General features: G+C 68.3%; 25 protein-coding genes. 6 read left to right on the top strand and 19 right to left on the bottom strand.

What is annotated here, in order from left to right; genetic code table 11:
* The first annotated feature begins 14 nt into the window (after positions 1-14).
* Both MC45_RS09970 and MC45_RS19305 read left to right on the top strand, forming a co-directional pair.
* Complete coding sequence (locus MC45_RS09970; protein ID WP_038662501.1) at positions 15-224, top strand: hypothetical protein; 210 nt, start codon at positions 15-17, stop codon at positions 222-224.
* A gap of 78 nt (positions 225-302) precedes the next feature.
* Entirely contained in the window at positions 303-476 is a 174-nt protein-coding gene (locus MC45_RS19305; RefSeq protein WP_156143816.1) for a hypothetical protein, read from the top strand.
* 226 nt (positions 477-702) lie between these two features.
* On the opposite strand, the gene parE is transcribed toward MC45_RS19305, so the two are convergent.
* The gene (gene parE, locus MC45_RS09975; protein WP_038662504.1) at positions 703-2,685 is read right to left on the bottom strand and encodes a DNA topoisomerase IV subunit B; all 1,983 of its coding nucleotides are present in this window, start codon (positions 2,683-2,685) and stop codon (positions 703-705) included.
* Between the two features lie 188 nt (positions 2,686-2,873).
* On the opposite strand from parE, the gene MC45_RS09980 reads away from it, so the two are divergent.
* Positions 2,874-3,704, top strand: a complete 831-nt coding sequence (locus tag MC45_RS09980; protein ID WP_038662507.1) for an outer membrane beta-barrel protein — start codon at positions 2,874-2,876, stop codon at positions 3,702-3,704.
* 667 nt (positions 3,705-4,371) lie between these two features.
* Here the strand turns inward: MC45_RS09980 and MC45_RS09985 are convergent.
* Positions 4,372-5,094: a GcrA family cell cycle regulator gene (locus MC45_RS09985; RefSeq protein ID WP_038662510.1), complete on the bottom strand. Its 723-nt coding sequence runs from the start codon at positions 5,092-5,094 to the stop codon at positions 4,372-4,374.
* 64 nt (positions 5,095-5,158) lie between these two features.
* Here MC45_RS09985 and MC45_RS09990 point away from each other — a divergent pair, with 64 nt between their 5' ends.
* Positions 5,159-6,013, top strand: a complete 855-nt coding sequence (locus MC45_RS09990) for an ABC transporter permease (protein WP_038662513.1) — start codon at positions 5,159-5,161, stop codon at positions 6,011-6,013.
* A gap of 14 nt (positions 6,014-6,027) precedes the next feature.
* On the top strand, positions 6,028-7,290 hold the full coding sequence (locus MC45_RS09995) for a serine hydrolase (RefSeq protein WP_245640700.1): 1,263 nt from the start codon (positions 6,028-6,030) through the stop codon (positions 7,288-7,290).
* Here the strand turns inward: MC45_RS09995 and MC45_RS10000 are convergent.
* From MC45_RS10000 to MC45_RS10015, 4 genes are read right to left on the bottom strand one after another with little or no spacing between them, the layout of a single operon-like run.
* Positions 7,276-7,824, bottom strand: coding sequence for a GNAT family N-acetyltransferase (locus MC45_RS10000; RefSeq protein WP_038662518.1), 549 nt, complete (start codon positions 7,822-7,824; stop codon positions 7,276-7,278). The genes MC45_RS09995 and MC45_RS10000 overlap by 15 nt on opposite strands.
* Complete coding sequence (locus MC45_RS10005; protein WP_038662521.1) at positions 7,821-8,609, bottom strand: LysR family transcriptional regulator; 789 nt, start codon at positions 8,607-8,609, stop codon at positions 7,821-7,823. Before MC45_RS10005 ends, MC45_RS10000 begins: the two co-directional genes overlap by 4 nt.
* Positions 8,606-9,004: a Co2+/Mg2+ efflux protein ApaG gene (apaG, locus tag MC45_RS10010; protein WP_038662524.1), complete on the bottom strand. Its 399-nt coding sequence runs from the start codon at positions 9,002-9,004 to the stop codon at positions 8,606-8,608. Before apaG ends, MC45_RS10005 begins: the two co-directional genes overlap by 4 nt.
* On the bottom strand, positions 9,001-10,206 hold the full coding sequence (locus tag MC45_RS10015) for a trans-sulfuration enzyme family protein (protein WP_038662526.1): 1,206 nt from the start codon (positions 10,204-10,206) through the stop codon (positions 9,001-9,003). The genes apaG and MC45_RS10015 overlap by 4 nt, the downstream gene beginning before the upstream one ends.
* 114 nt (positions 10,207-10,320) lie before the next feature.
* Here MC45_RS10015 and MC45_RS10020 point away from each other — a divergent pair, with 114 nt between their 5' ends.
* Positions 10,321-11,553, top strand: coding sequence for a phospholipid carrier-dependent glycosyltransferase (locus MC45_RS10020; protein WP_038662529.1), 1,233 nt, complete (start codon positions 10,321-10,323; stop codon positions 11,551-11,553).
* 82 nt (positions 11,554-11,635) lie between these two features.
* Here the strand turns inward: MC45_RS10020 and MC45_RS10025 are convergent, their stop codons facing one another.
* The 13 genes from MC45_RS10025 to MC45_RS10085 all read right to left on the bottom strand — a co-directional run bounded on the left by MC45_RS10025 (position 11,636) and on the right by MC45_RS10085 (position 22,129).
* Positions 11,636-12,733, bottom strand: coding sequence for a glycosyltransferase family 2 protein (locus MC45_RS10025; RefSeq protein ID WP_038662532.1), 1,098 nt, complete (start codon positions 12,731-12,733; stop codon positions 11,636-11,638).
* The gene (leuB, locus tag MC45_RS10030) at positions 12,730-13,773 is read right to left on the bottom strand and encodes a 3-isopropylmalate dehydrogenase (protein WP_038662535.1); all 1,044 of its coding nucleotides are present in this window, start codon (positions 13,771-13,773) and stop codon (positions 12,730-12,732) included. The genes MC45_RS10025 and leuB overlap by 4 nt, the downstream gene beginning before the upstream one ends.
* Before the next feature lie 28 nt (positions 13,774-13,801).
* Positions 13,802-14,533, bottom strand: coding sequence for a DNA repair protein RecO (gene recO, locus MC45_RS10035; protein WP_038662538.1), 732 nt, complete (start codon positions 14,531-14,533; stop codon positions 13,802-13,804).
* 54 nt (positions 14,534-14,587) lie between these two features.
* Complete coding sequence (locus MC45_RS10040) at positions 14,588-15,469, bottom strand: GNAT family N-acetyltransferase (RefSeq protein WP_038662540.1); 882 nt, start codon at positions 15,467-15,469, stop codon at positions 14,588-14,590.
* On the bottom strand, positions 15,466-16,416 hold the full coding sequence (locus MC45_RS10045; RefSeq protein ID WP_038662542.1) for a polysaccharide deacetylase family protein: 951 nt from the start codon (positions 16,414-16,416) through the stop codon (positions 15,466-15,468). The genes MC45_RS10040 and MC45_RS10045 overlap by 4 nt, the downstream gene beginning before the upstream one ends.
* 42 nt (positions 16,417-16,458) lie before the next feature.
* Positions 16,459-18,381 carry an excinuclease ABC subunit UvrC gene (gene uvrC, locus MC45_RS10050; protein ID WP_038662545.1) on the bottom strand — a complete coding sequence of 641 codons (1,923 nt, stop codon included), beginning with the start codon at positions 18,379-18,381 and terminating at the stop codon, positions 16,459-16,461.
* A gap of 88 nt (positions 18,382-18,469) precedes the next feature.
* Entirely contained in the window at positions 18,470-18,910 is a 441-nt protein-coding gene (locus MC45_RS10055; protein ID WP_038662548.1) for a hypothetical protein, read from the bottom strand.
* A 73-nt stretch (positions 18,911-18,983) separates the two neighbouring features.
* A complete protein-coding gene (locus tag MC45_RS10060) occupies positions 18,984-19,304 on the bottom strand; it encodes a DMT family transporter (RefSeq protein ID WP_038662551.1) in 321 nt (106 codons plus the stop codon).
* Between the two features lie 217 nt (positions 19,305-19,521).
* Positions 19,522-20,154 (bottom strand): F0F1 ATP synthase subunit B family protein, encoded by a 633-nt coding sequence (locus MC45_RS10065; RefSeq protein WP_038662554.1) that lies wholly within the window; start codon positions 20,152-20,154, stop codon positions 19,522-19,524.
* Positions 20,147-20,641 (bottom strand): F0F1 ATP synthase subunit B family protein, encoded by a 495-nt coding sequence (locus MC45_RS10070; protein WP_038662557.1) that lies wholly within the window; start codon positions 20,639-20,641, stop codon positions 20,147-20,149. Before MC45_RS10070 ends, MC45_RS10065 begins: the two co-directional genes overlap by 8 nt.
* Positions 20,642-20,704: 63 nt before the next feature.
* Complete coding sequence (locus MC45_RS10075; protein ID WP_038662560.1) at positions 20,705-20,932, bottom strand: F0F1 ATP synthase subunit C; 228 nt, start codon at positions 20,930-20,932, stop codon at positions 20,705-20,707.
* A 42-nt stretch (positions 20,933-20,974) separates the two neighbouring features.
* A complete protein-coding gene (locus tag MC45_RS10080; RefSeq protein ID WP_038662562.1) occupies positions 20,975-21,766 on the bottom strand; it encodes a F0F1 ATP synthase subunit A in 792 nt (263 codons plus the stop codon).
* Between the two features lie 36 nt (positions 21,767-21,802).
* Positions 21,803-22,129, bottom strand: coding sequence for an AtpZ/AtpI family protein (locus MC45_RS10085; RefSeq protein WP_038662565.1), 327 nt, complete (start codon positions 22,127-22,129; stop codon positions 21,803-21,805).
* Positions 22,130-22,157: the final 28 nt, after the last annotated feature.

Genomic DNA, 22,157 nt, shown 5'->3' on the forward strand with positions numbered 1-22,157 from the left:
GCGGATCGGGAAGCATGACCCAGCCCCCCGCCCCCGGCCATCTCGCCGACCTGCAGACCGCCTTCGAGGACGGCCGCCTCTCCGGCGTCGACGGCAGCGCGCGCGATTGCCCGTTCGATCACAGCTCGGTGCTGATCCTCGCCGCCTGGCACGCCGGCTTCTCGCACGGCCGGCTCCAGGCGCGCGATATGCCCTCGCCGCCGCCGCAATGGCCGCCACATTGAGGTTATCCGTTCGTCTTATTTAACCTATTTAAGTGGTTAATGGGTGGAACGGCGACAAATGGGTGGAGTTGGACGCGGATGATCGATCCTGCCGACTCTGTCTTCGCCTTCGAGGAGGGGGATCACCTCACGCGCATCCACCTCAAGCTTGCGCTCGAGGACATCGGCTTCGTCGTGTGCGAGGAGGACGAGACGATCCATTTGCTCCACAAAGCGGAATGCGAAACCCGGGATGGCGCCGCCCAGCGCTGACGGCGCGTCATCCCACGCGACCGATGGGACTACCGAGGTTCGAGCAATCACCACTTTGAAGCCGTCACCCCGGACTTGTTCCGGGGGCCACCGGTCCGCAAGAGCAGGGTATCACCTCAAGCCTTTCTCCTCGCCGCAGAGTAGACCCCGGAACCAGTCCGGGGTGACGGGATGAGCTAGGCAAGGTCAGGTCAAACACAAACGACCATAAGCAACCACAACCCGATCACGCGTCGATCGCCTCCTCGTCCAGCCGCGCCGCATTCTCCTGGATGAAGGCGAAGCGGTGCGCCGGATTGTTGCCCATCAGCCGGTCGACGAGGTCCTTCACCCCGGCGCGCTCCTCATATTCCTGCGGCAGGGTGATGCGGATCATGCCGCGCGTCTTGGGGTCCATCGTCGTCTCGCGAAGCTGCCCCGGATTCATCTCGCCGAGCCCCTTGAACCGCGCCACCTCGACCTTCTTGCCCTTGAACGCGGTCTTCTCCAGCTCGGCGCGATGCGCATCGTCGCGCGCGTACAGCGACTTGGCGCCGACCGTCAGCCGGTAGAGCGGCGGCTGCGCCAGATACAGATGCCCGCGCCGCACCAGATCGGGCATCTCCTGGAAGAAGAAGGTCATCAGCAACGTCGCGATATGCGCACCGTCGACGTCGGCGTCGGTCATGATGACGACGCGCTCGTAGCGCAGTTGACTCGCGTCGCACTCCTTGCGCGTCCCGCAGCCCAGCGCCTGGATCAGGTCGGCGATCTCCTGATTGGCGACGATCTTGGCGCTCGTCGCACTGGCGACGTTGAGGATCTTTCCGCGGATCGGCAGGATCGCCTGCGTCTTGCGGTCGCGCGCCTGTTTCGCCGAGCCGCCCGCCGAATCGCCCTCGACGATGAACAGCTCGGTGCCCTCGTTGCCGTCGTTGGCGCAGTCGGTCAGCTTGCCGGGCAGGCGCAGCTTGCGCGCGCTGGTCGCGGTCTTGCGCTTGACCTCGCGCTCCTGCTTGCGGCGCAGCCGCTCGTCCATCCGTTCGAGGACATAGCCGAGCAGCGCCTTGCCGCGGTCCATATTGTGGCCGAGCCAATGGTCGAAATGGTCGCGCACCGCCTTTTCGACCAGCCCCGCCGCCTCCGGGCTGGTGAGGCGGTCCTTGGTCTGGCTCTGGAATTGCGGATCGCGGATGAAGACGCTGAGCATCAGCTCGCTGCCGACCATCACGTCGTCGGCGGTGATCTCCTTGGCCTTCTTCTGGTGGATCAGCTCGCCGAAGGCGCGCAGGCCGCGCACCAGCGCCTGGCGCAGCCCCTGTTCGTGCGTGCCGCCGTCGGGGGTCGGGATCGTGTTGCAATACCAGCTGTAGCTGCCGTCGCTCCACAACGGCCAGGCGACCGCCCATTCGACACGGCCTTGTGCGCCGGGGAAATCCTGATTGCCCGCGAAAAAGTCCGACGTCGCGCACTCGCGCCCGCCGACCTGTTCCTTGAGGTGGTCGGCGAGGCCGCCGGGGAATTGGAACACCGCCTCGGCCGGGGTGTCGGTCCCCTCGACCAGCTCGGGCGCGCAATGCCAGCGGATCTCGACGCCGGCGAACAGATAGGCCTTCGACCGCGCGAGCTGGTAGAGGCGCTTGGGCTTGAACGCGAGCTCCGGCCCGAAGATCTCGGTATCGGGGGTGAAGGCGACCGAGGTGCCGCGCCGGTTGGGCGCCGCGCCGACATGCTCCAGCGGCCCCTGCGTCACGCCGCGGCTGAACCGCTGGCGGTAGAGCTGCCGCTCGCGCGCCACCTCGACCAGCGTGTCCGACGACAGCGCGTTGACCACGGATACGCCGACGCCGTGCAGGCCGCCGCTGGTCGCATAGGCCTTGCCGGCGAACTTGCCGCCCGAGTGCAGCGTCGACAGGATCACCTCGAGCGCGCTCTTGTCGGGAAACTTGGGGTGCGGATCGACCGGAATGCCGCGGCCATTGTCGGTGATCGTCAGGCGGTTGCCCGGCTCCAGCGTCACCTCGATCCGCGTCGCATGGCCGGCGACCGCCTCGTCCATCGCATTGTCGAGCACTTCGGCGGCGAGATGGTGCAGCGCGCGCTCGTCGGTGCCGCCGACGTACATGCCGGGGCGACGGCGGACGGGTTCAAGTCCCTCCAGCACCTCGATCGAAGATGCGTCGTAATTGCTCTCGGGCGCCGCGGCGGACGCAAAAAGGTCTTTGGCCATTACCGGGAACCATAAGGGAACATCGCCGCCGATACCAGCGCCGGGCAATAGCGATGCAGCCGCCTCATGTTGCTCGAATATGTCTATGCTGATGCATGAAAGCCACACTTTAAGTGAATCAAAATGCTGATGCATATCAACGGCATCCCGCACGTTCCTGAGCTGCTGCAAACACTCCGGGAGAGACTATGCGTACCACCCTTCTGCTCGGCGCCCTCGCCGCCGTCACCTTCGCCACCGCCGCCCAGGCGCAGGACGCCGGCGATCCGGCGCCGTTCTCGGGCATCTATGTCGGCGCCGCCGGCGGCTATGACGTCCAGCCCAACGACACCGGTTCGACGATCCTGTTTGACCGCGGCTCGAACGGCAGCTTCGGCGACACGGTGATCGCGAACGGCGGCAACGCCTTCACTCCGGGTTTCTGCAACGGCCGCGCCCGCGCCGCGACGCCGCTGCCCGCCGGCTGCGCCAACGACAAGGACGGCTGGTCCTATTATGGCCGTATCGGCATGGACTCGCAGACCGGCAACATCGTGATCGGTGCGCTCGGCGAGTTCGGCAAGACCGAGATCACCGACAGCGTCAGCGGCTTCTCGACCACGCCGGCCAATTACGTGATGACCCGCGACGTGAAGTGGGAAGCGAGCATCCGCGGCCGCGTCGGCTATGCGCCCGGCACGACGCTGTTCTACGGCACCTTCGGTCCGGGCTATGCCAATATCGACCGCAGCTTCACCTCGACCAACACTGCGAACGCCTTCACCCAGTCGGGCAAGCGCAAGCAGTTCGGCATCGTCGGCGGCGGCGGCATCGAGCAGAAGCTCGGCGAGCATTTCTCGGTCGGTATGGAATACACCTACCACCAGTATAACGACGACGACGCCCGCGTCCGCGTGGCGCAGGGCAGCGCGCCCGCGACCAACCCGTTCGTCGTCGGCGGCACCACGACCGACTTCCGTCGCTCGGACGAGAAGTTCCGCTGGCATTCGCTGCGCGCGACGGCGGCCTTCCGCTTCTAAGCGCGATCGTCACGCCCGTTCGAAAGGGATCGGCTTCGCGGGAAGCCGGTCCCTTTTCGCTGCGTGCATCACGTCGGCGGACCGCGGTCTGTCCTACACGCCGGGCACGTGATATCTCCCGCGACGACGCTCTTTCTCATCGCCGCACCACGATCATGACAGATTTGGAAACGATGGAAGCCGATCGTTTCCGTTAAGGTGTCCATGTTGTCCATGTCGTCCAACATGGACGTGGTCCCTCGGCCTCCCGCAAGCCCTATGCGAAGGTCGGTCCCCGACACCCCGAGCGAGTACCCCGGCGTAGGCCGGGGCCCAGTCGGGCGAAGCTTTGGAATAACTTACGACGCTTTATCCTAACCGGACCCCAAGCTTCGCGGCACCGCCGCAAACCTCCCCCAGTGCTCCCGCGCAGGCGGGAGCCCAGGAGTTACGCACGCTATAAGATGTTGTTTCGCTTGGCCCTGGGTTCCCGCCTTCGCGGGAACACGAGAAAGGGACGACAGCATTTTTTAGGCGGATCGACATCCAGCGGCCGGAGTGAAGTCCTCCCCCGTCAGCAAGTGCCAAGTGGATTTCCCCCGGCGATTCAAGCCCACGCCACCACCAGCAAAGAAAAAGGCCGCCCCCTCGCGGGAAGCGGCCTCCTTCACACCCAAATCGCGATGGCTCAACGCACGCGCGGGCCACCGAACGGCAGCGGCGGCGGCGGACGCCGGTCGCGGCGCGGCAGCTGCGCCTGATAGGCGTGGCCGCAATGCGCGACGCAATACGGGAAACCGGGGTTCACCTTGTCGCCGCAGAAGTGGAAGTCCGGTTCGCCGGGATGGCCGAGCGGCCATTTGCAGATCCGGTCGTTGAGATCGAGCAGCGTCGTCTTGCCGGCGATCTCGGGCGACGGCTTGGCGGGCACCAGCCGGCGCGGCGGCGCCGGAGTGGAGGGCGGCTGCTGCTCGCCGGGCGACTGGCGGACGAACCCGCCGGGACCGACCGAGCGCAGGATCGGCTGCGGCTCGCGCTTGGGGGCGGCGACGACCTCTTCGTCCTCCTCCTCGTCCGCATCGTCCTCGACGACGTCATCCTCGTCCTCGTCGGCATCGGCCGCGACGACCGGCTCCGGCGCCGGACGCGGGGGGGCCGGGGGCGCCGCGACCACCGGTGGCGGCGCGGGTTCGGGCTCGGCCTCGGGCAGCGGCACGTCGGGCACCGGCGCCGCGGCGACCGGCTCGTTCGGCTTCACCGGCGACGGGCGCGACTGGAGGCCCAGGCGGTGGGCCTTGCCGATCACCGCGTTGCGACTGACGCCGCCCAGCGCCTCGGCGATCTGGCTGGCGGTCTGCCCCGCCTCCCACATCGTCTTGAGCGTGTCGATCCGCTCGTCGGTCCAGGACATTATCACGTTCCTTACACTTGCGCCGGGTTGCGGGCGGCTGCGGCTGCGGTTACCCGCTTCGGCCATGAGCAGCCAGCCCCCAATCGGCGAGATCCAATCGGCAATCCGGTCCGCACCCGGCGTTCCGGTCATCCGGAACGTGAACTGGGGCGGCCTGAAGACCCTCTATGTGAAGGAGGTGCGCCGGTTCTTCAAGGTCCACCTCCAGACGGTGTGGGCGCCATCGATCACCACGTTGCTGTTCCTGATCGTCTTCACCATCGCCACCGGCGCGAAAAGCCCGGTCGTGGTCGGCGGCATCACCGTCCCCTTCGCCGATTTCATCGCCCCCGGCCTCATCATCAGCCAGGGGATGATGGGCCCCGCCTTCGCCAACGCCAGCTTCTCGCTGCTCGTCGGCAAGATCCAGGGGACGATCGTCGATTACCTGCAACCGCCTCTGTCGACGTGGGAATTGCTCGCCGCGCTGGTCGGGGGCGCGATGACGCGGGCGTTCATCGTCGGCTTCATCTGCTGGTGCGCAATGGCGCTCTACCCCGGCGTCCACGTCACGCCGACGCATCCGCTGGCGATCCTGTGGTTCGGCCTGCTCGGCGCCGCCTTCCTGTCGTTCCTCGGCGTGCTGACCTCGATCTGGGCGGAAAAGTTCGACCATGCCGCCGCGGTAACCAATTTCGTCATCGCGCCGCTGTCGCTGCTGTCGGGCACCTTCTACTCGGTCGACCGGCTCGCCCCCGCCTTCCGCGCGTTCAGCCACGCCAATCCCTTCTTCTACATCATCTCCGGCTTCCGATACGGCTTCCTCGGCACCGCCGATTCGCCCATCATGGTCGGCAGCATCGCGATCCTCGCGGTGGACATCGCACTGGGGGTCTTATGCTATCAGCTGCTCAAGCGAGGCTGGAAGCTCAAGAACTGATCGCGCTGACGGCGATGGCACTGCTCGCCCTGACGCCGCTGGCGGCATCGGCACAGACGCCCCCCGCCGCCGCGGCTGCCCCCGTGGCAGACCCAGCGGTCCGCACCCGCGCCACCGCGCTGATCCCGGTGCTCGCCGGCCGCCCCGGCTATGACACCCTCTTCACCGCCGCCTTCCGCCAGGCGGTACCGTCCGCGCAATGGACCGCCCTCGCCGCGCAATTGCGCGCCACGCTCGGCGAGCCGCGCCGCGTCGCCCGCCTCGATCCCGCCGGCCGCTGGGCGGCGACGGCGGTGATCGACTATGACCGCGGCACCGCGACGCTGCGCCTGTCGCTCGATCCCGCCGCGCCGCATGCGATCGCCGGCCTGCTGATCACCGGCACCGACTTGCGCGGCGACACGCCCGCCAAGGTGCAGGCCGACCTCGCCGCCTTGCCCGGCATCGCGCAGGTCGGCATCTACGCGCTCGACGGCCCGCAACCTGCGCCGCTCGCCGAAACCCGCGCCGACACCCCCGCCCCGCTCGGCTCGGCGTTCAAGCTCTGGGTCCTCGCCGAGGCGGCGCGGCAGGTCGCGGCGGGGACGCGCCACTGGGACGACGTCGTGACGGTCGGGCCGCCGTCGCTCCCCTCCGGCATCCTCCAAAACTGGCCGCGAACCACGCCGGTGACGCTCCAGACACTGGCGACGCTGATGATCTCGATCAGCGACAACACCGCCACCGACACGCTGGTCCGCCTGCTCGGCCGCGGCGAGGTGGATGCGATGGCGAAGCGATACGGCGCCACCGGCCCGGTCCTGACCACCCGCGAAGCCTTCGCGATCAAGGCCAACCCCGCACTCACCGCCGCCTGGACCGCGGCGGACGCCGCGGGTCGGCGCGCGCTGCTGGCGACCGAAGCGACGCGGCTCGACGCCGCCCGTCTCGACCCGCTGATGTTCTCCTCGGGTCCGCTGGCCAGCGAGACCGTCGAATGGTTCGCCGCCCCGCGCGACATGGCACGCCTGCTCGCCGATCTCCGCGATGCCGGCCCGGTGGTGCGCGACATCCTGTCGATCAACCACGGCGTGGATCCCGCGACCGCGACGCGCTTCGCCTATGTCGGCTTCAAGGGCGGCTCAGAACCCGGCGTCATCGCGCTCAACCTGCTGGCGCAGACGAGGACCGGCCGCTGGTATGCGATCTGCGCGAGCTGGCACAGCGCCGACGGCGCGGTCGACGAGCCCCGGCTGATGGCGCTGGTCACGCGCGCGCTGGGGCTATTGGCGTCCTGACATGGCGGCGTCGCGCGCCAGCCACTCGCTGCGCAACATCGCGTAGATCAACGTATCGCGCACCCCGATATGCGTCTGCCATTCGGCGCGCAGCCGTCCCTCGCACGTGAAGCCGATCCGCTCCAGCAGCCGTGCGGAGGCGACCGCGTCGGGATCGATATCGGCGAACAGGCGCCGCGTGCCCTCGCCGAACAGCTGCGCGATCACCGCGCTCACCGATTCGCGCGCCACGCCGCTGCCCCACGTCGCCCGTGCGAACAGATAGCCGATCTCGCTGACCCCGGGCCGCCTCTCCCCGACATAGACGAAGCCGATCGCCGCCGTCTCGCCCGCCCGCACCGCCGCCCAGGCGCGCTGCCCTAGTCGCATGTCCGCGAAATAGGCGCGCAACTCCTCGACCGACGCGAACGGTCCGCGCGACCACCAATGCATCACCTCGGGGTCCGCCATGGCGGGAAACAGCGCCTCGGCGTCGTCCGGCGCCAACGGCCGCAGCGTCAGCCGCGCCGTCGTCAGCGTCGGCGTATCGCTCACCCGGTCAGCGCGTCGACCAGCGCCCGGACCTTCGCCTGCCGCCATTGCGGCAGCGGCGCGACCAGCCAATAGCCGCAGCGCGACGGCTGCGGATCGCCGACGACCGCGACCTTGCCGTTGGCGATGTCGCGCGCCGCGAGCAGTTCGGACACCGTCGCACGGCCGAGCCCCGCCACCGCCGCATCGATCGCAAGACCCGCATCGGCGACGCGGACCAGCGCATGGCCGTCGCCACCGGGGCAGCCCGGCCAGGCGATCAGCGTCTCCGCCGCGCCGGGCGCGGCGATCGTCACCATGCCCTCCGACTCGAGCGCCTCGCCCTCATGCTCGCCCGGCCCTTCGCCCCAGCGGATCGCCAGGTCGAGGTTCGCTTCGGTGAAATCGACGGCATCGTCCGCCGCGATCAGCACGAAGCGCAACTCGCCGTCGCGCTGCGCGACCTCGGCGAGCCGCGGCATCAGCCATTTCTCGGTCAGGTCGCGCGGTGCGGCGATGGTCAGCGATTTGGACGATTGACCGGCCTGCATCGCGCGGACCGCCTCCTCGAACTGGAGGAAGCCGTCGCGCAGCGCACCCAGCCCGGCGTCTGCCTCGGGCGTCAGCTCCAACCCCCGCGTAGTGCGGCGGAACAGGACCACACCCAGCGTATCCTCCAGCGCGCGGATCTGCTGGCCGACCGCGGCGGGAGTCACCGCCAGCTCGTCGGCGGCGCGGGTGAAGCTCAGGTGGCGCGCCGCGGCGTCGAGCACACGCAGCCCGTTGAGCGGCAGATGCGTCCGCTTCACGATTCGACCGCCGACGCGAGCAGCGCGAATTTGGGGATCGCCGCATCGAAGCAGGCACCGTCCTCGTCGATCATCCGATAGCTGCCCTGCATCACCCCGCTCGGCGTCTGCAACGGGCAGCCCGAGACATAGTCGAAGCTTGCGCCGGGCGCGATCAGCGGCTGCTCGCCGACGACACCCTCGCCCTCCACCGAATGGCGGGCACCGCGTCCGTCGATGATCACCCAATGACGGGTCAGCAACTGCACCGCCCGCGCCGACTCATTCTCGATGCGGATGTGATAGGCCCAGAACCAGCGGCCACGACGCGGCTCGGACTGTTCGGGCAGATAGCTTACCGCCACGCGTACCGTCACCCCGTCGGTGGTCGCGGCATGCGGGAAGAATTCCTTCACAGACCGACCTGCCGCAGCGCCTGGTCGAGATCGTCGATCAGGTCCTGCGGGTCTTCCAGCCCGACGTTGAGGCGCAGCATGCCCTCGTTGATCCCCATCTCGATCCGCTTGTCCTCGGCGACGCCGGCATGCGTGGTCGAGGCGGGGTGTGTCATCAGCGAGCGCGAATCGCCGATGTTGTTAGAGATGTCGATCAGCGCCAGCGCGTCGAGCAGCCCGTGCGCCTGCGCGCGATCGGCGACCTCGAACGCGAAGATCGGGCCGGTCGCCGACATCTGGCTCATCGCCAGGTCGTGCTGCGGATGGCTGGGCAGGCCGGGATGGAGGATGCGCGGCACGCGGCCTTCGAGGAAGCGGCCGACGGTGATCGCGCTCTGCGACTGGCGCTGGATGCGCAGGTCGAGCGTCTCGAGCCCCTTGAGCACCACCCAGGCGTTGAACGGTGACAGCGTCGGACCGGTGTTGCGGGTGAAGGGCAGCAGGGTGTTGTCGATGAAATCCTTGCTGCCGCACACCGCGCCGGCGAGCACGCGGCCCTGCCCATCCATCATCTTGGTCGCCGAATAAGCGGTGACGTCGGCGCCGAAGTCCATCGGCCGCTGGAGCGCCGGGGTGGCGAAGGCATTGTCGACGACGCTGACGATGCCGCGCTCGCGCGCGATGCCGCAGACGGCGCGCAGATCGACGACGTCCATCGTCGGATTGGCGGGCGTTTCGAAGAAGAAGACCTTCGTCTCGGGCCGCACCGCGTCGAGGAACGCCTGCGGGTCGCGCGCATCGACCACCGTCGTCGCGATGCCGAACTTGGGCAGCAACGTGTCGGTCAGCCAGCGGCACGAGCCGAAGGCGGCGCGGCCACCGACAAGATGGTCGCCGGCCTGCAACTGGCAGAGCAGCGCCGCGGTCATCGCCGCCATGCCGGTCGCCATCGTCCGGCACGCCTCGGCACCTTCGAGCAGCGCGATCCGCTGTTCGAGCATCTCGACAGTCGGGTTCTGGAGGCGGGAATAGGTCATCCCCTCCTGCTCGCCGGCGAAACGCGCCGCGGCATCGGCCGCCTTGTCGTAGGTATAGCCCGAGGTGAGGAACAGCGCCTCGCTGGTCTCGCCATATTCGCTGCGCGCCGTGCCGCCACGGATGGCGAGCGTCGCCGGACGCCAGTTGGCGGTGATCGAGCGGTCCTGTCCTGCCTTGCGCTTCATGCGATGCGCTTAGCCGGACGGGTGCGGGCGGCGCAAGCGTTGCGGGTTTCCTGCTCCTCCCGCATCCGGAGAGTTGATCTTGCCAAGCCGCCCCTCCACGAGGACAAGACCGACGTGCGCCTCTTCTCCCGCCCCCTGCCCGCCGCGCTCGCCATCGGCCTTGTCGCGCAAATATTGTTCTGCTGGCGGCTGACCACGCCGCACGTGCTCGTCTTCGACGAGGTCCATTACGTCCCCGCGGCGCGGATGCTGCGCGGACTGGTCGGGCCGGTGAACATCGAGCATCCCTTGCTCGGCAAGACGCTGATCGCGCTGGGGATGACGATCTTCGGCGACGGCCCGCTCGGCTGGCGCGCGCTATCGACCGTCGCGGCGAGCGCGGTGGTGACGGGTGTGTTCGCGATCCTCTGGCTGATCTTCGGGCGGGTGCGCACCGCGAGCATCGGTGCGGTGCTGACGCTGCTCAACTTCACCGTCTTCGTGCAGGCGCGGATCGCGATGCTCGACGGGTTCATGGCGGCCTTCGTCGTCACCGGACTGGCCGCGCTGCTATGGGCGATGCGCGCGCGGGGTGCGGCGGTGTGGTGGCGGTGGCTGCTCGGCGCGCTGCTGCTCGGGCTGGCGGTGGGGACGAAATGGACCGCGCTGCCGTATCTGGGCCTTGCCGGCGCGACCTATCTGATCGCGCGCTGGCGGCGGCCGGACCTCTGGCCGGGCCTGCATCCGCTGGTCGCGTTGCCGCTGCTCGGCGGCGTGGCGATGCTCGCCTATTTCGCCACCTTCTGGCCCGCCTTCCTCTATGCCGACCAGCCGTTGACGTTCGCGCGACTGCTCCCCTTCCAGCTCGACATGTACCGCCAGCAGACGCAGGTGCTGCCGCCGCACACCTATCAGTCGAGCTGGTGGACGTGGCCGTTCGACTGGCGGCCGGTCTGGTATTTCTACGAGCCGGCGGACGGCGCGCAGCGCGGCATTCTGATGCTCGGCAATCCGGTGGTGATGTGGGGCGGGCTGGTCGCGGTGGTCGCCGGGATCGCGGCGTGGGTGCGCGACGGCGACGCGCGGACCGGCGGTGTCGCCTTGCTGTGGATCGCCAGCGTCGCGATGTGGGCGCTCATCCCCAAGTCGTTGGGCTTCTATTATTATTACTATCTGTCGAGCATCTGGCTGGCGATGGCGATCGCCGCGGCCTTCGATCACTGGCGGGTGCGCCTGCGCTATTGGGACGAGGCGTTCCTCGCCGCGAGCGCGGTGCTGTTCGTCCACTTCCACCCGATCCTGTCCGCCGCGGCGCTGCGCGGGCCGGGATCGTTCCATGGCTGGATGTGGCTGAAGAGCTGGGTCTGACGAAACCGTTCGTGCTGAGCCTGTCGAAGCACGGTGAGACTCACCTGCCCTTCGACAGACTCAGGGCGAACGGACGAACGCGTCAGTACCGACCCCATACGAATTTCGACGACAGCGCGTAATTCCACACCGCGCCCACCAGAATTCCGAGGAGCGCGGACGCCGCCGCGCCCTCGTTGTGGACGTCGTGGACGAAGGCGGCGATGCCGACGTTCGCGACCAGCCCGACCGAGCAGACGACGCAGAATGACACCCAGCCGTCCAGCCACTGCCGCACGCCCTTCAGCCGCCGGTCGCGATAGGTCAGCGCGTTGTTGAGCGCGAAATTGAACGTCATCGCCGCCAGCGCGCCGAGGATCTGCGCGCCGAGGAAGGCCGCGCCGAACAGCATCGCGACGCCGAGCACGCCCATATGCACGCCGACGCCGAGCACGCCGATGCACGAGAACATCGCGAAGCGTACCGGCACGAACCGCCCGAACATCCGGTCGTAGAGCGCGATCAGATATTCCATCGCGACGACGTGATCGAGTTTCGACTCGCCCTCGGTCCGCACCCGGAAGGTATAGGGCAGTTCGGCGAAGCGCAGCGGTTCGGCGCTGGCGGTCATCAGGTCGAGCAGGATCTTGAAGCCGATCGCCGACAATTCGGGGGCGAGCCGTCGCGCATGCGCGGTGCGGATCGCGAAGAAGCCGCTCATCGGATCGCTGAGGTCGCCCTTGAGCACCTTGCGCGACAGCCGGGTCGCGAACGCCGATTTGGCGACACGGTCACGGTCCCAGTCGCCGGTCCCGCCGCCGTCGACGAAGCGCGAACCGACGACGACGTCGAGATCGGCATCGGCCTGCAGCAGGTCGAGCATCTTCGGCAGCAACGTCTCGTCATGCTGCAGATCGCCGTCGATCACCGCGACCACCGGCGCGGCGGTCGCGCACATCCCCTCGATACAGGCGGACGATAGCCCGCGCCGGCCGATGCGATGGATCACCCGCACCCGCGTATCGACCCGCCCCAGCTCGCGCGCCGCCTCGGCAGTGCCATCGGGGCTGTCGTCGTCGACGAAGATCGCTTCCCAGCGCCGCCCGGCCAGCGCCTCGTCGAGCCTGGCGATCAGCGTCGGCACGTTGGCGCGTTCGTTGAACGTCGGGATGACGACCGCGATCTCGAGCAGCGCGCTCACAGGACGGCGAGGACGGCGTCCCCCATTGCCGACGTGCTCATCGTCCCGCCGAGATCGGCGGTGCGCGCGCCGTTACGGATCGCCTGTGCCACCGCCGCCTCTATCCGGTCCGCCGCCGCGCCGTTCCCGAGCGAATGGCGCAGCATCATCGCCGCCGACAGGATCGCGGCGCAGGGGTTGGCCTTGCCCTGTCCGGCGATATCGGGGGCCGAGCCGTGGATCGGCTCGTACAGCCCCTTGCCCGCATCATCCAGGCTCGCCGAGGGCAGCATGCCGATCGAGCCGGCGCACATCGACGCCTGATCCGACAGGATGTCGCCGAACAGATTGCCGGTGACGATCACGTCGAACTGGCCGGGATTGCGCACGAGCTGCATCGCGGCATTGTCGACGTACATATGGGTCAGCGTGACGTCGGGATAGTCGGCGGCGACCTCGATCACCACGTCGCGCCACAATTGCGAGGTTTCGAGCACGTTGGCCTTGTCGACCGAGCAGAGCTGGCCGCGCCGCTTGCGCGCCGTCTCGAACCCGACGCGGGCGATGCGCCGCACCTCGGTTTCGTCGTAGCTCATGATGTCATAGCCTTCGCGATGACCCGCGGCCGTCGTACGGCGGCCCTTCTCGCCGAAATAGACGTCGCCGTTGAGTTCGCGGACGATGACGAGGTCGATCTGGCGCGCGACGTCGGGCTTCAGCGCCGAGGCGTCCTCCAGCCCCTCGAACAGCGTCGCCGGGCGCAGGTTCGAGAAGAGCGACAGATGCTTGCGCAGCCCGAGGATCGCCTGTTCGGGGCGCAGCGCGCGTTCGAGCGAATCGCAGGTCGGATCGCCGACCGCCCCGAACAGCAGTGCATCCGCACGCCGCGCGACGTCGAGCGTCGCCTCGGGCAGCGGATGGCCGACGCTGTGATAGGCGACGCCGCCGACCGGCGCCTCCTCATAGGTCAGGTCGAGATCGAGCGCGTCGAGCACGCGGCGCGCCTGGGTGATGACTTCGGGGCCGATGCCGTCGCCCGGCAGGAGTGCGATCAATGCCATGGCCGCTGCCTAGCCGCGGCGCCGGGCTTCACGCAACGGCCCTTTTCAGCATCGCGACCAGCCGTTCGCGCGCGACGAGCGGATCGGCGCGGCGATCGGTGAGCAGATCGCGCGCGAGGAAATGGCCGGTGATGGCAAGGCCGGCAAGGATATCGGGCCAGTCCGCCGCGCCGCTTTCGGTGAGGAAGGCGGGCAGCGCGAACAGCCGCGCCTCATAGCCATAGGCCGCGCCGCGGCTGACCGCGCCGCCGCTGCGTGGCGAGACGAAGCCGAGATCCTCCTCGCCGCCAGTGACGACGCAGGCGGTGAGATCGAGGCCGAAGCCCAGTTCGGCGAGCAGCAGCAATTCGTAACGGACGAGCGCGGTCGCCCAGCCGCGCGCCGCCGGCGCCGCCTCGACCGCGTCGAGCACCGCGCCGAGCGCGTCGTAGAGCCGCGGATAGGGCTGCGCCTCGGGCAGCGCCGCGGCGGTCAAGGCGGTGACCCAGGCGAGCGCGGCGGCGGGCAAGGGCTCGCCGTGCAGCGCGGCGCGGCTGTGCAGCGGCTCGACGGTGAGCGCGGCGAGCTGTTCGCCGGTGCGCGCACGCCATTCGCCGGCGATCGCATTGGCCGGCTGCAACACGGGGCGCAGATGCCGCGACCGGCCGCCGCGGACATAGCCCGGCTGGACGCCGTCGCAGCGGGTCAGCGCGCGCACCACCGCGCCGTGCTCGCCGTGCGCGCGGATCGCGAGAACGATGGCTTCGGCACGCAGATGCATCAAGGGGATATAGCCCCGCGGCCCTTTCCCGCCAGAGGCAGGACGGGCGGCACGCTACCGCCGCACTCGCTTCGCTAGCGCCGCCACCCGCGGATGCCGCGCCGCCCGTTTCGCCCACGCCATTGCTCCATCGAACCCCGCCAGCGCCGCCAGCGTCGTCCGGTTCGCCAGCGTCGGACGCAGCAGCAACAGGTCGACGCAAGGCACACCGTCCGTGGCGAATTGCCGCTTGTGCTGGCCCTCACCCTCGGTGAAGTCGAAGCGCGCGAACCGGTCGTCGAACAGATCGCGCATCGCCGCCGCATGCAGCACCGTACCGGGCGACAGCTCGCCCCACGCCGGATCATGGCCGACATGATCGTAACGCAACGCAGACCCCTGCGCGGTACAACACAGATAGGCCGCCGGCACCCCGCCGATCAGCAGCAGCCACGCACGCAGCCCGTCCGCCGCCGCCAGCGCCGACAGATGCGCCACCGCCGCCGGATCCTCGGGCAGGCCGGCGTCGAGCAGGCGTTCCTGATAGGTCGTCGCCGACACGGCCCGCGCCAGCGGGTAGAAAGCGGCGAACTCTGCCGCGGTTCGATAGGCGTGAATCTCCAGCCCCGCCGCCTCGATCTTCCGCGTCTTGCGCTTCAGCGTCGACCGCGCCGAGCCCGACAGGCCCGCGAGCCACGCCGCATGGCCGATGCCCAGATCGGTATAGAAACGCGTATAGCGCTGGCGCACCGTCGCGACACGGCCGCCACGCTCCACCGCCGCGGCGAGCGATGCAGGCAACGAGGTGATCAGATAGCCGTCGCCATCGGTCTCCGGCAGCATCGGCACCTGCCCCGCCAGCACCTCGTCGAGCGACAGCGCCACCCGCACCAGCCGTCGCCGCACCGCTGCCACGGTCCGCGCCCCGATCTGGAACTTGAGCGCCACCACCGTCATACGCCGCGTTCCGCGACCCAATTCGACCACAGTTGCTCGGCCTGCCGCAACCGCCGGCGGAGCGCATTGGCGCCGAGCGGGCGATCGTCCTGCCCCAGCGCCAGCGCGGGACGGTCGGTGAAATGCGCCGTCGGCAGCGCGTCGGTGCGCAATGCCAGCAGCCGGCACAAGGTATCGAAACGCCGGACGTGCACGCCATTGGCGCGCGTGCCGAGCCGGTTGGCGAGCTCGAAGCCATGGCTGACGATCGTCACTGCGGCATGGCCCTCCGCCGCGGCGTGATCCAGCGCCGCCGCGGTCTCCGCCCCCGACAGCGCGCATAATTGGAAGGTGCGCCACATGCCCGGCGCATCCTCGATCACCGTCACCGGCACCTCGATCAGATGATGGTCGATCGGCGCGATCTGCGCGGGCGGCAGCGCGATCCGGCTTTCCGCCGCCTCGGCGCCATTGTGGCTGCTGTCATAAGCGAAACCGAGCTCGGCGAGCGCGATCAGTGTATCCTCGTTCGCCGCATAGCCGCCGGCGCGAAACGCGATCGGCGCCGGCGCGCCGGCGGCGACCAGCAGTTCGACCGCGCCGCGCAGCAGGTCGCGCTGCTCGGCCAACGTATATTCGTGAAGCTGGAAGCGGGCGTAATGCGCGCCACGATCGCCGACCCGCGCCGCGGTCCAATTTGGATGGAGATGAAGCTGCACCTCCTGCCCCGCCGCGAGAATGGTATCGACCATCCGCTTGACCGGCGCGAGGCCGAAGATCAGCGCCGGCATCGGATCGACGAAGAAACATGCCTTCAGCCCGTGCTCGGCGAGCAGATCGAGCTGATAGCTCAGCCCCACCCCGGCGGGTTCGATCGACCGCGCATAGATCGTCTCGACGTCGAGCCCGGCGGCGTGATGCCGCCAGGCGAATTCGGTGTCGATCGTGAGGAAGACGCGGGTCACCATGGCCCGGCCATACGGCAGGGACATGAACAATTGGTAGGGCCATCACCGTGCGTGGTAGAAGTCGTACACCTGCTGCGCGACGCCCGCCGACACGCCCGGCGCCTTCTTGAGATCCTCGAGGCTGGCGTTGCGCACCGCGCGGCCGGTGCCGAAATGCATCAGCAGCGCCTTCTTGCGCGCGGGGCCGATGCCCGGCACCTCGTCGAGCGGGCTCGCACCGATCGCCTTCGAGCGCTTGTCGCGATGCGCGCCGATCGCGAACCGGTGAACCTCGTCGCGCAGGCGCTGGAGGTAGAAGAGCACCGGCGCGTTGACCGGCAACTGGAACTCGCGCCCGTCGAGCATGTGGAACACCTCGCGCCCGTCGCGGCCGTGATGCGGCCCCTTGGCGACGCCGACCATGCACACGTCTTCGATGCCGAGATCCTCGAGCACCGCCTTGGCGGCATGGAGCTGTGGTTTGCCGCCGTCGATCAGCACCAGATCGGGCCACGTGCCGTCGTCGCGATCGGGGGCCTCGTCGAGCTGGCGCGCGAAGCGGCGGCGGAACACCTCGCGCATCATGCCGACGTCGCTGTCGGTCGCCGCCTCGTTACCCTTGATGTTGAACTTGCGATACTGGCCCTTACGGAAGCCCTCCGGCCCGGCGACGACCATCGCACCCAGCGCGTTCGTCCCCTGGATATGGCTGTTGTCGTAGACCTCGATCCGGTCGGGCGGCTCGGGCAGGTCGAACAGGTCCGCCACCTCGCGCAGCAGCCGCGCCTGCGTCGTGCTCTCCGCCAGCCGCCGTTCGAGCGCCTCGATCGCGTTGCGCTTGGCCTGATCCATCAGCCGCCGCCGGTCGCCGCGCTGCGGCACCGACAGCGCGACCTTGTAGCCCGCACGCTCGCCGAGCGCCTCGCCGAGCAACGCACCCTCGGTCAGATCGCGGTCGAGCAGGATCGTCTTGGGCGGCGGCACCTCCTCGTAGAATTGGGTGAGGAAGCTCGCCAGCACCTCGTCCTCGGGCACCTCGTTGGTATGCTGCGGGAAGAAGCTGCGATGCCCCCAATTCTGGCCGCCGCGGATGAAGAACGCCTGGATGCCCATCGTCCCGTCGCGGCAGGCGAGCGCGAAGACGTCGGCGTCCCCGACCCCCTCGGCGTTGATCGCCTGCGATCCCTGGACGAAGGTGAGCGCCTTCAGCCGGTCGCGGATCAGCGCGGCCAGCTCGAAATCCATGTTCTCCGCGGCGGCCTGCATTTGCGCACCGAGCTTGGCCTGCACCTTGGTCGACTTGCCGGCGAGGAAGTCGCGGCAATCGTCGACCAGCTCCTGATATTCGTCCTTGCCGACGCGGCCGACGCACGGCGCCGAGCAGCGCTTGATCTGGTAGAGCAGGCACGGCCGGTCGCGCGTCTTGAAGAAGCCGTCGGTGCAGGAGCGCAACAAGAACAGTTTCTGCAAGGCGTTGAGCGTGTTGTTGACGCTGCCCGCGCTGGCGAAGGGGCCGTAGTAATTGCCCGGCGCGCGGCGCGCGCCGCGATGCTTCTGGACGCGCGGAAAATCGTGATCGCCGCGCAGCAGGATGAACGGGAACGACTTATCGTCGCGCAGCAGCACGTTGTAGGCGGGACGATAGCGTTTGATGAGCTGCGCCTCGAGCAGCAGCGCCTCCGCCTCGTTGTTGGTGGTGACGATCGTCATCGACCGCGTCTGCGCGATCATCCGCTGCAGCCGCTTGGTCAGCCCCTTGACCTGCGTGTAATTGGCGACGCGCTGCTTGAGCGAGCGCGCCTTGCCGACATAGAGGACGTCGCCCTTGGCATCGTGCATGCGATACACGCCGGAGCGGCTCGGCAGCGTGGCGAGGACGTTGCGGATCGCGGCGATCCCCGCGTCGAGATCCGGCGTATCGGATCCGCGGACGGTGAAGGTGGCGCGTTCTTCGTTGAATCGATCGGGAGGACCGTAACCGGACATGAGCGGCATGTAGGAGTCGCGGCGGTGCGGGGCTAGAGGCTTGCGACGACGCGGGTAATTCCTCCCCCGCGAATGCAAGGAACGGCGGTTACCGCCCCGATGGCAGCGCGCGGCGGCTCTGGACTTTTTTGGCCGGCGCCGACGGCTCCTCGATCGCCGCCAGATCCGCCGCCACCTTCGCGAGCAGCGCCGGCGTCATCTGCCCGCCGCTGAGCGGTGCGAGCTTGCGCAGCGACAGCGACTGGAACTTCGGAAGATTGGGGTCGTCGCTCATCCCCGGCACGTCGCGATCGAGGATCGCCTTCGCGCGCGGCTCGGCGATCAGGTCCGCGATCGGCGTATCGAGCGAATAGCCGCCCGCCGCCGGGGCGGCCGGGGTCGCCGCAGCAACGGGTGCGACCGGCGCGGCAGGCGCCGCCGGCGCGGTCACCGTCTCGTCGACCGGCAGGTCGAGCGCGAATTTGTCCGCCGCCTGCGCAGCCTGCGAGGATTGCGCCAGCATCAGCGCGGCGAACAGAAGCATCGACATCGGGCCACCTCGATCCGGCCGCGCAAGGGCGCGCCGTACCCCGTTGTAGCAGCCCCGCGCTGGTGCGAAAGGGTCAGGCCTGCGCGAACATCTTGGTGCCGACGATGCCGATCACGGTCAATGCCATGAAACACGCCTGCACCATGCCGACCTTGTCGTCGAACAGCAGCACGCCGCCGATGATGACGCCGACCGCGCCGCAGCCGGTCCACACCGCATAGGCCGTACCGGCGGGCAGGCCGCGCATCGCGAGCGCAAGCAGCCCCATGTTGACGAAGGACAAAATGATCGGAACGCTCGACGCTTGCCACGTCGCGAGCGTCGCCGCCCATTTCAGGCTGAGCGCCCAGCAGATTTCGGTGAACACGGCGACGCCCAGGATGAGCCACGACATGGATGTTACTCCTGTACGGGCTCGTGGATGCAGGACGGCGCCGGAAACCCGGGAAGAGACGCGCGTCGAAAGTGTAGATCCTCCCCGGCACGGGGAGGTGGCAGCGCGTCAGCGCTGACGGAGGGGGATTTCCACAAACGCTCCGTGCGTGGGGAGCCCCCTCCACCATCCGCTGGCGCGGGAGGTCCCCCTCCCCGCGAACGGGGAGGGCTTTTGTTTAGTTCACCCGGCTGAGCCCGGCGATCGAGCGATCGATCATCGCGCGGTCGGCCTGCGCGTCGAGCTGCTCGGCGATCAGCACCGCCGCCGCCTTCGATGCCGTCTCCGCAGCCAGAGCGCGGACCTCGGCAATCGCGGTCCGCTCGGCGGCGGCGATCTTGTCTTCGGCGCGCTTGGTGCGGCGGGCCATCAGCTCCTCCGCATCATGCTTCGCCTTGGCGATGATCTGATTGGCTTCCTGCTGCGCGTGATGACGCATGGTCACCGCATCCGCCTCGGCCGCCTTGGCCTTGGCCGCATATTCGTTGCGCAGCACCTCGGCCTCGGCACGCAGCGTCTTGGCCTCGTCGAGCTGCTGGCGGACCGCGGCGATCTGCTTGTCGAGACTGGCGGCGATCTTCGCCGGGACCTTCACGACCAGCATGCCGATCAGCACGACGAGCGCGGCGATGCCGACCCAGCCGGTGGTGTTGAAGCCCAGCGCAGTCGCCTCGACGGCATGCTCCGCGCCCGGTTCGGAAACGTTGGCGGTCAACTGGCTGCCGTCGCGGACGTTCTGCGGCTGCATCGCTTCGGCGGATGCCGCGTCGGACAGATTGGCGGCGACGAGATTGCTGGCGGAATTAGCCATGCGCATTGCTCCGGCGCACCGCATCCGCGGCGGCATCGATGCTGACGGTCAGACCCGAAACCTTGGCGACCAGCTCCTGCGCGACATCCGCCGCGACCGACTGGAGGTTGAGCATCGCCTGCGCCTTGGCATTGCCGACAGCGAGGTCGTGATGCGCGAGTCGCTCGGCGAGTTCCGCATCGGCGGACCGGATCTGGCTTTCGGCCGCCTTGGCGGCCTGCGCCTTGGCGGCGCTGGTCTCGGCGAGCGCCGCGGCGCGCGCCTCGTCCATCTTCAGGCGCCATGCCGCCTCGACCTGGTCGGCGGCGAGACGGGCCTGTTCGGCCGCGGCAAGGTCGGCCGCGATCTGGCCTTCACGCGCGTCCACGGTCGCGATGACCCGTGGCACCATCATCTTGCCGATCCCGAAGTACAGGATGCCGAAGGTGACGAGCAGCCAGAAGATCTGCGAGGCGTAGGTGGCGGCGATCTGCGAAATCTGAGGCATTGAAGACCTTTTGCGCGACCTCGAAAACCGCCGGGCGCGGACGCCCGGCGGACAGGTTCGATGTTAGGCGACGAAGAGCAGGATGATCATCGTCACGAAGGCGAGCAGGCCGAGCAGCTCGGCGCCCGCGAAACCGATGAACAGACGGCCCTGCTGGCTGTCCGCGGCACCCGGGTTGCGCAGCGCACCCTCGAGGAACTTGGCGAACACGTTGCCCACGCCGAGCGAGGCGAGACCCATGCCGATCGCGGCCAGACCGGCACCGATCATCTTGGCGGCTTCTGCGTCCATGTCAAAACTCCCGTATCAAATCTAAAGGTTGGAACGAAAAACTCAGTGCAGGTTGACGGCGTCGTTGAGATAGACGCTAGTCAGCAGCGCAAAGACATACGCCTGGATGGCGGCGACCAGCAGCTCGAGCAGCGTGATGCCGATCATCAGCAGGAAGCTGGGCAGCGAGATCAGCAGGCCATAGCCGGCGCCGAGGTTGAGACCGCTGATGACGAACGCGGCGAGCACCTTGAGCAGGATATGCCCCGCGGTCATCGCGACGAACAGTCGCAGACCCAGCGAGAAGGGGCGCACCAGGAAGCTCATCAGCTCGACGACGAAGATCAGCGGGATCATCAGCTTCGGCGTGCCGTGCGGCACGAACAGGCTGAAAAAGTGGAAGCCGTGCTTGCCGAAGCCGACGATCAACACGATCGCGAAGCTGATCACCGCAAGCACACCGGTGACGGTGAGGTGGCTGGTGATGGTGAACGGATGCCAGCCCGGCACGATGCCGACCGGGGTCAGGCCCCAGATGTTGGCGAAGAGGATGAACATGAACAACGAGAAGACGTAGGGGACGAAACGCTTGCCCTGCGGCCCGATATTCGACGTCAGCATGTTCGAGACGAAGCCGGTGAAGCCCTCGACCGCGGCCTGCCAGCGGCCGGGGACGAGCTCGCGCTTCATTCCGCCCAGCATGAACAGCCACAGGCTGGCGAGCGTGATCACCATCCACAACGCCGAGTTGGTGAACGAGATGTCGTATCCCGCGACGACCCAATGCCGACCGAACAAAGGTTCGATCAGGAACTGGTGCATCGGATCGATCTTGCTGCCCGATTCTGCCGCCACTTGGCCCGTTCGCTCCCTAATACGACAAACGCCCGGTTATTCCGGGCGTTCGCCTGCAATCCGAATGATCTGCCTGAACGCGACGGCGATTCCGAGGAACAGCATCACGATCAGCGCCCATGGGGTCGTGCCAAACCAGCGGTCGATACACCAGCCGATCAGCGCACTGCCGACGAGGCTTCCGATCAGGGCCGCGAGCACGCGATTGCCGAGCGAATATCCCGCATCGGCCGTCGGCGCCCCCTGCCCCGTCCGCAACGCTTCGGCATGCCGGGCTTCCTTCAGCCGCTCGTCGAGCGCGGAAAGCCGCGGATCGTCCGCGCTGGTGAAGTCTCGCCCGGTCTCGTCTTCCGCCACGCGCATACCCTCGCCTGTTAATGCCAGCCGGGGG

Origin of the sequence: Sphingomonas taxi, assembly GCF_000764535.1 — a bacterium.
In the GTDB taxonomy this organism is placed as follows: domain Bacteria; phylum Pseudomonadota; class Alphaproteobacteria; order Sphingomonadales; family Sphingomonadaceae; genus Sphingomonas; species Sphingomonas taxi.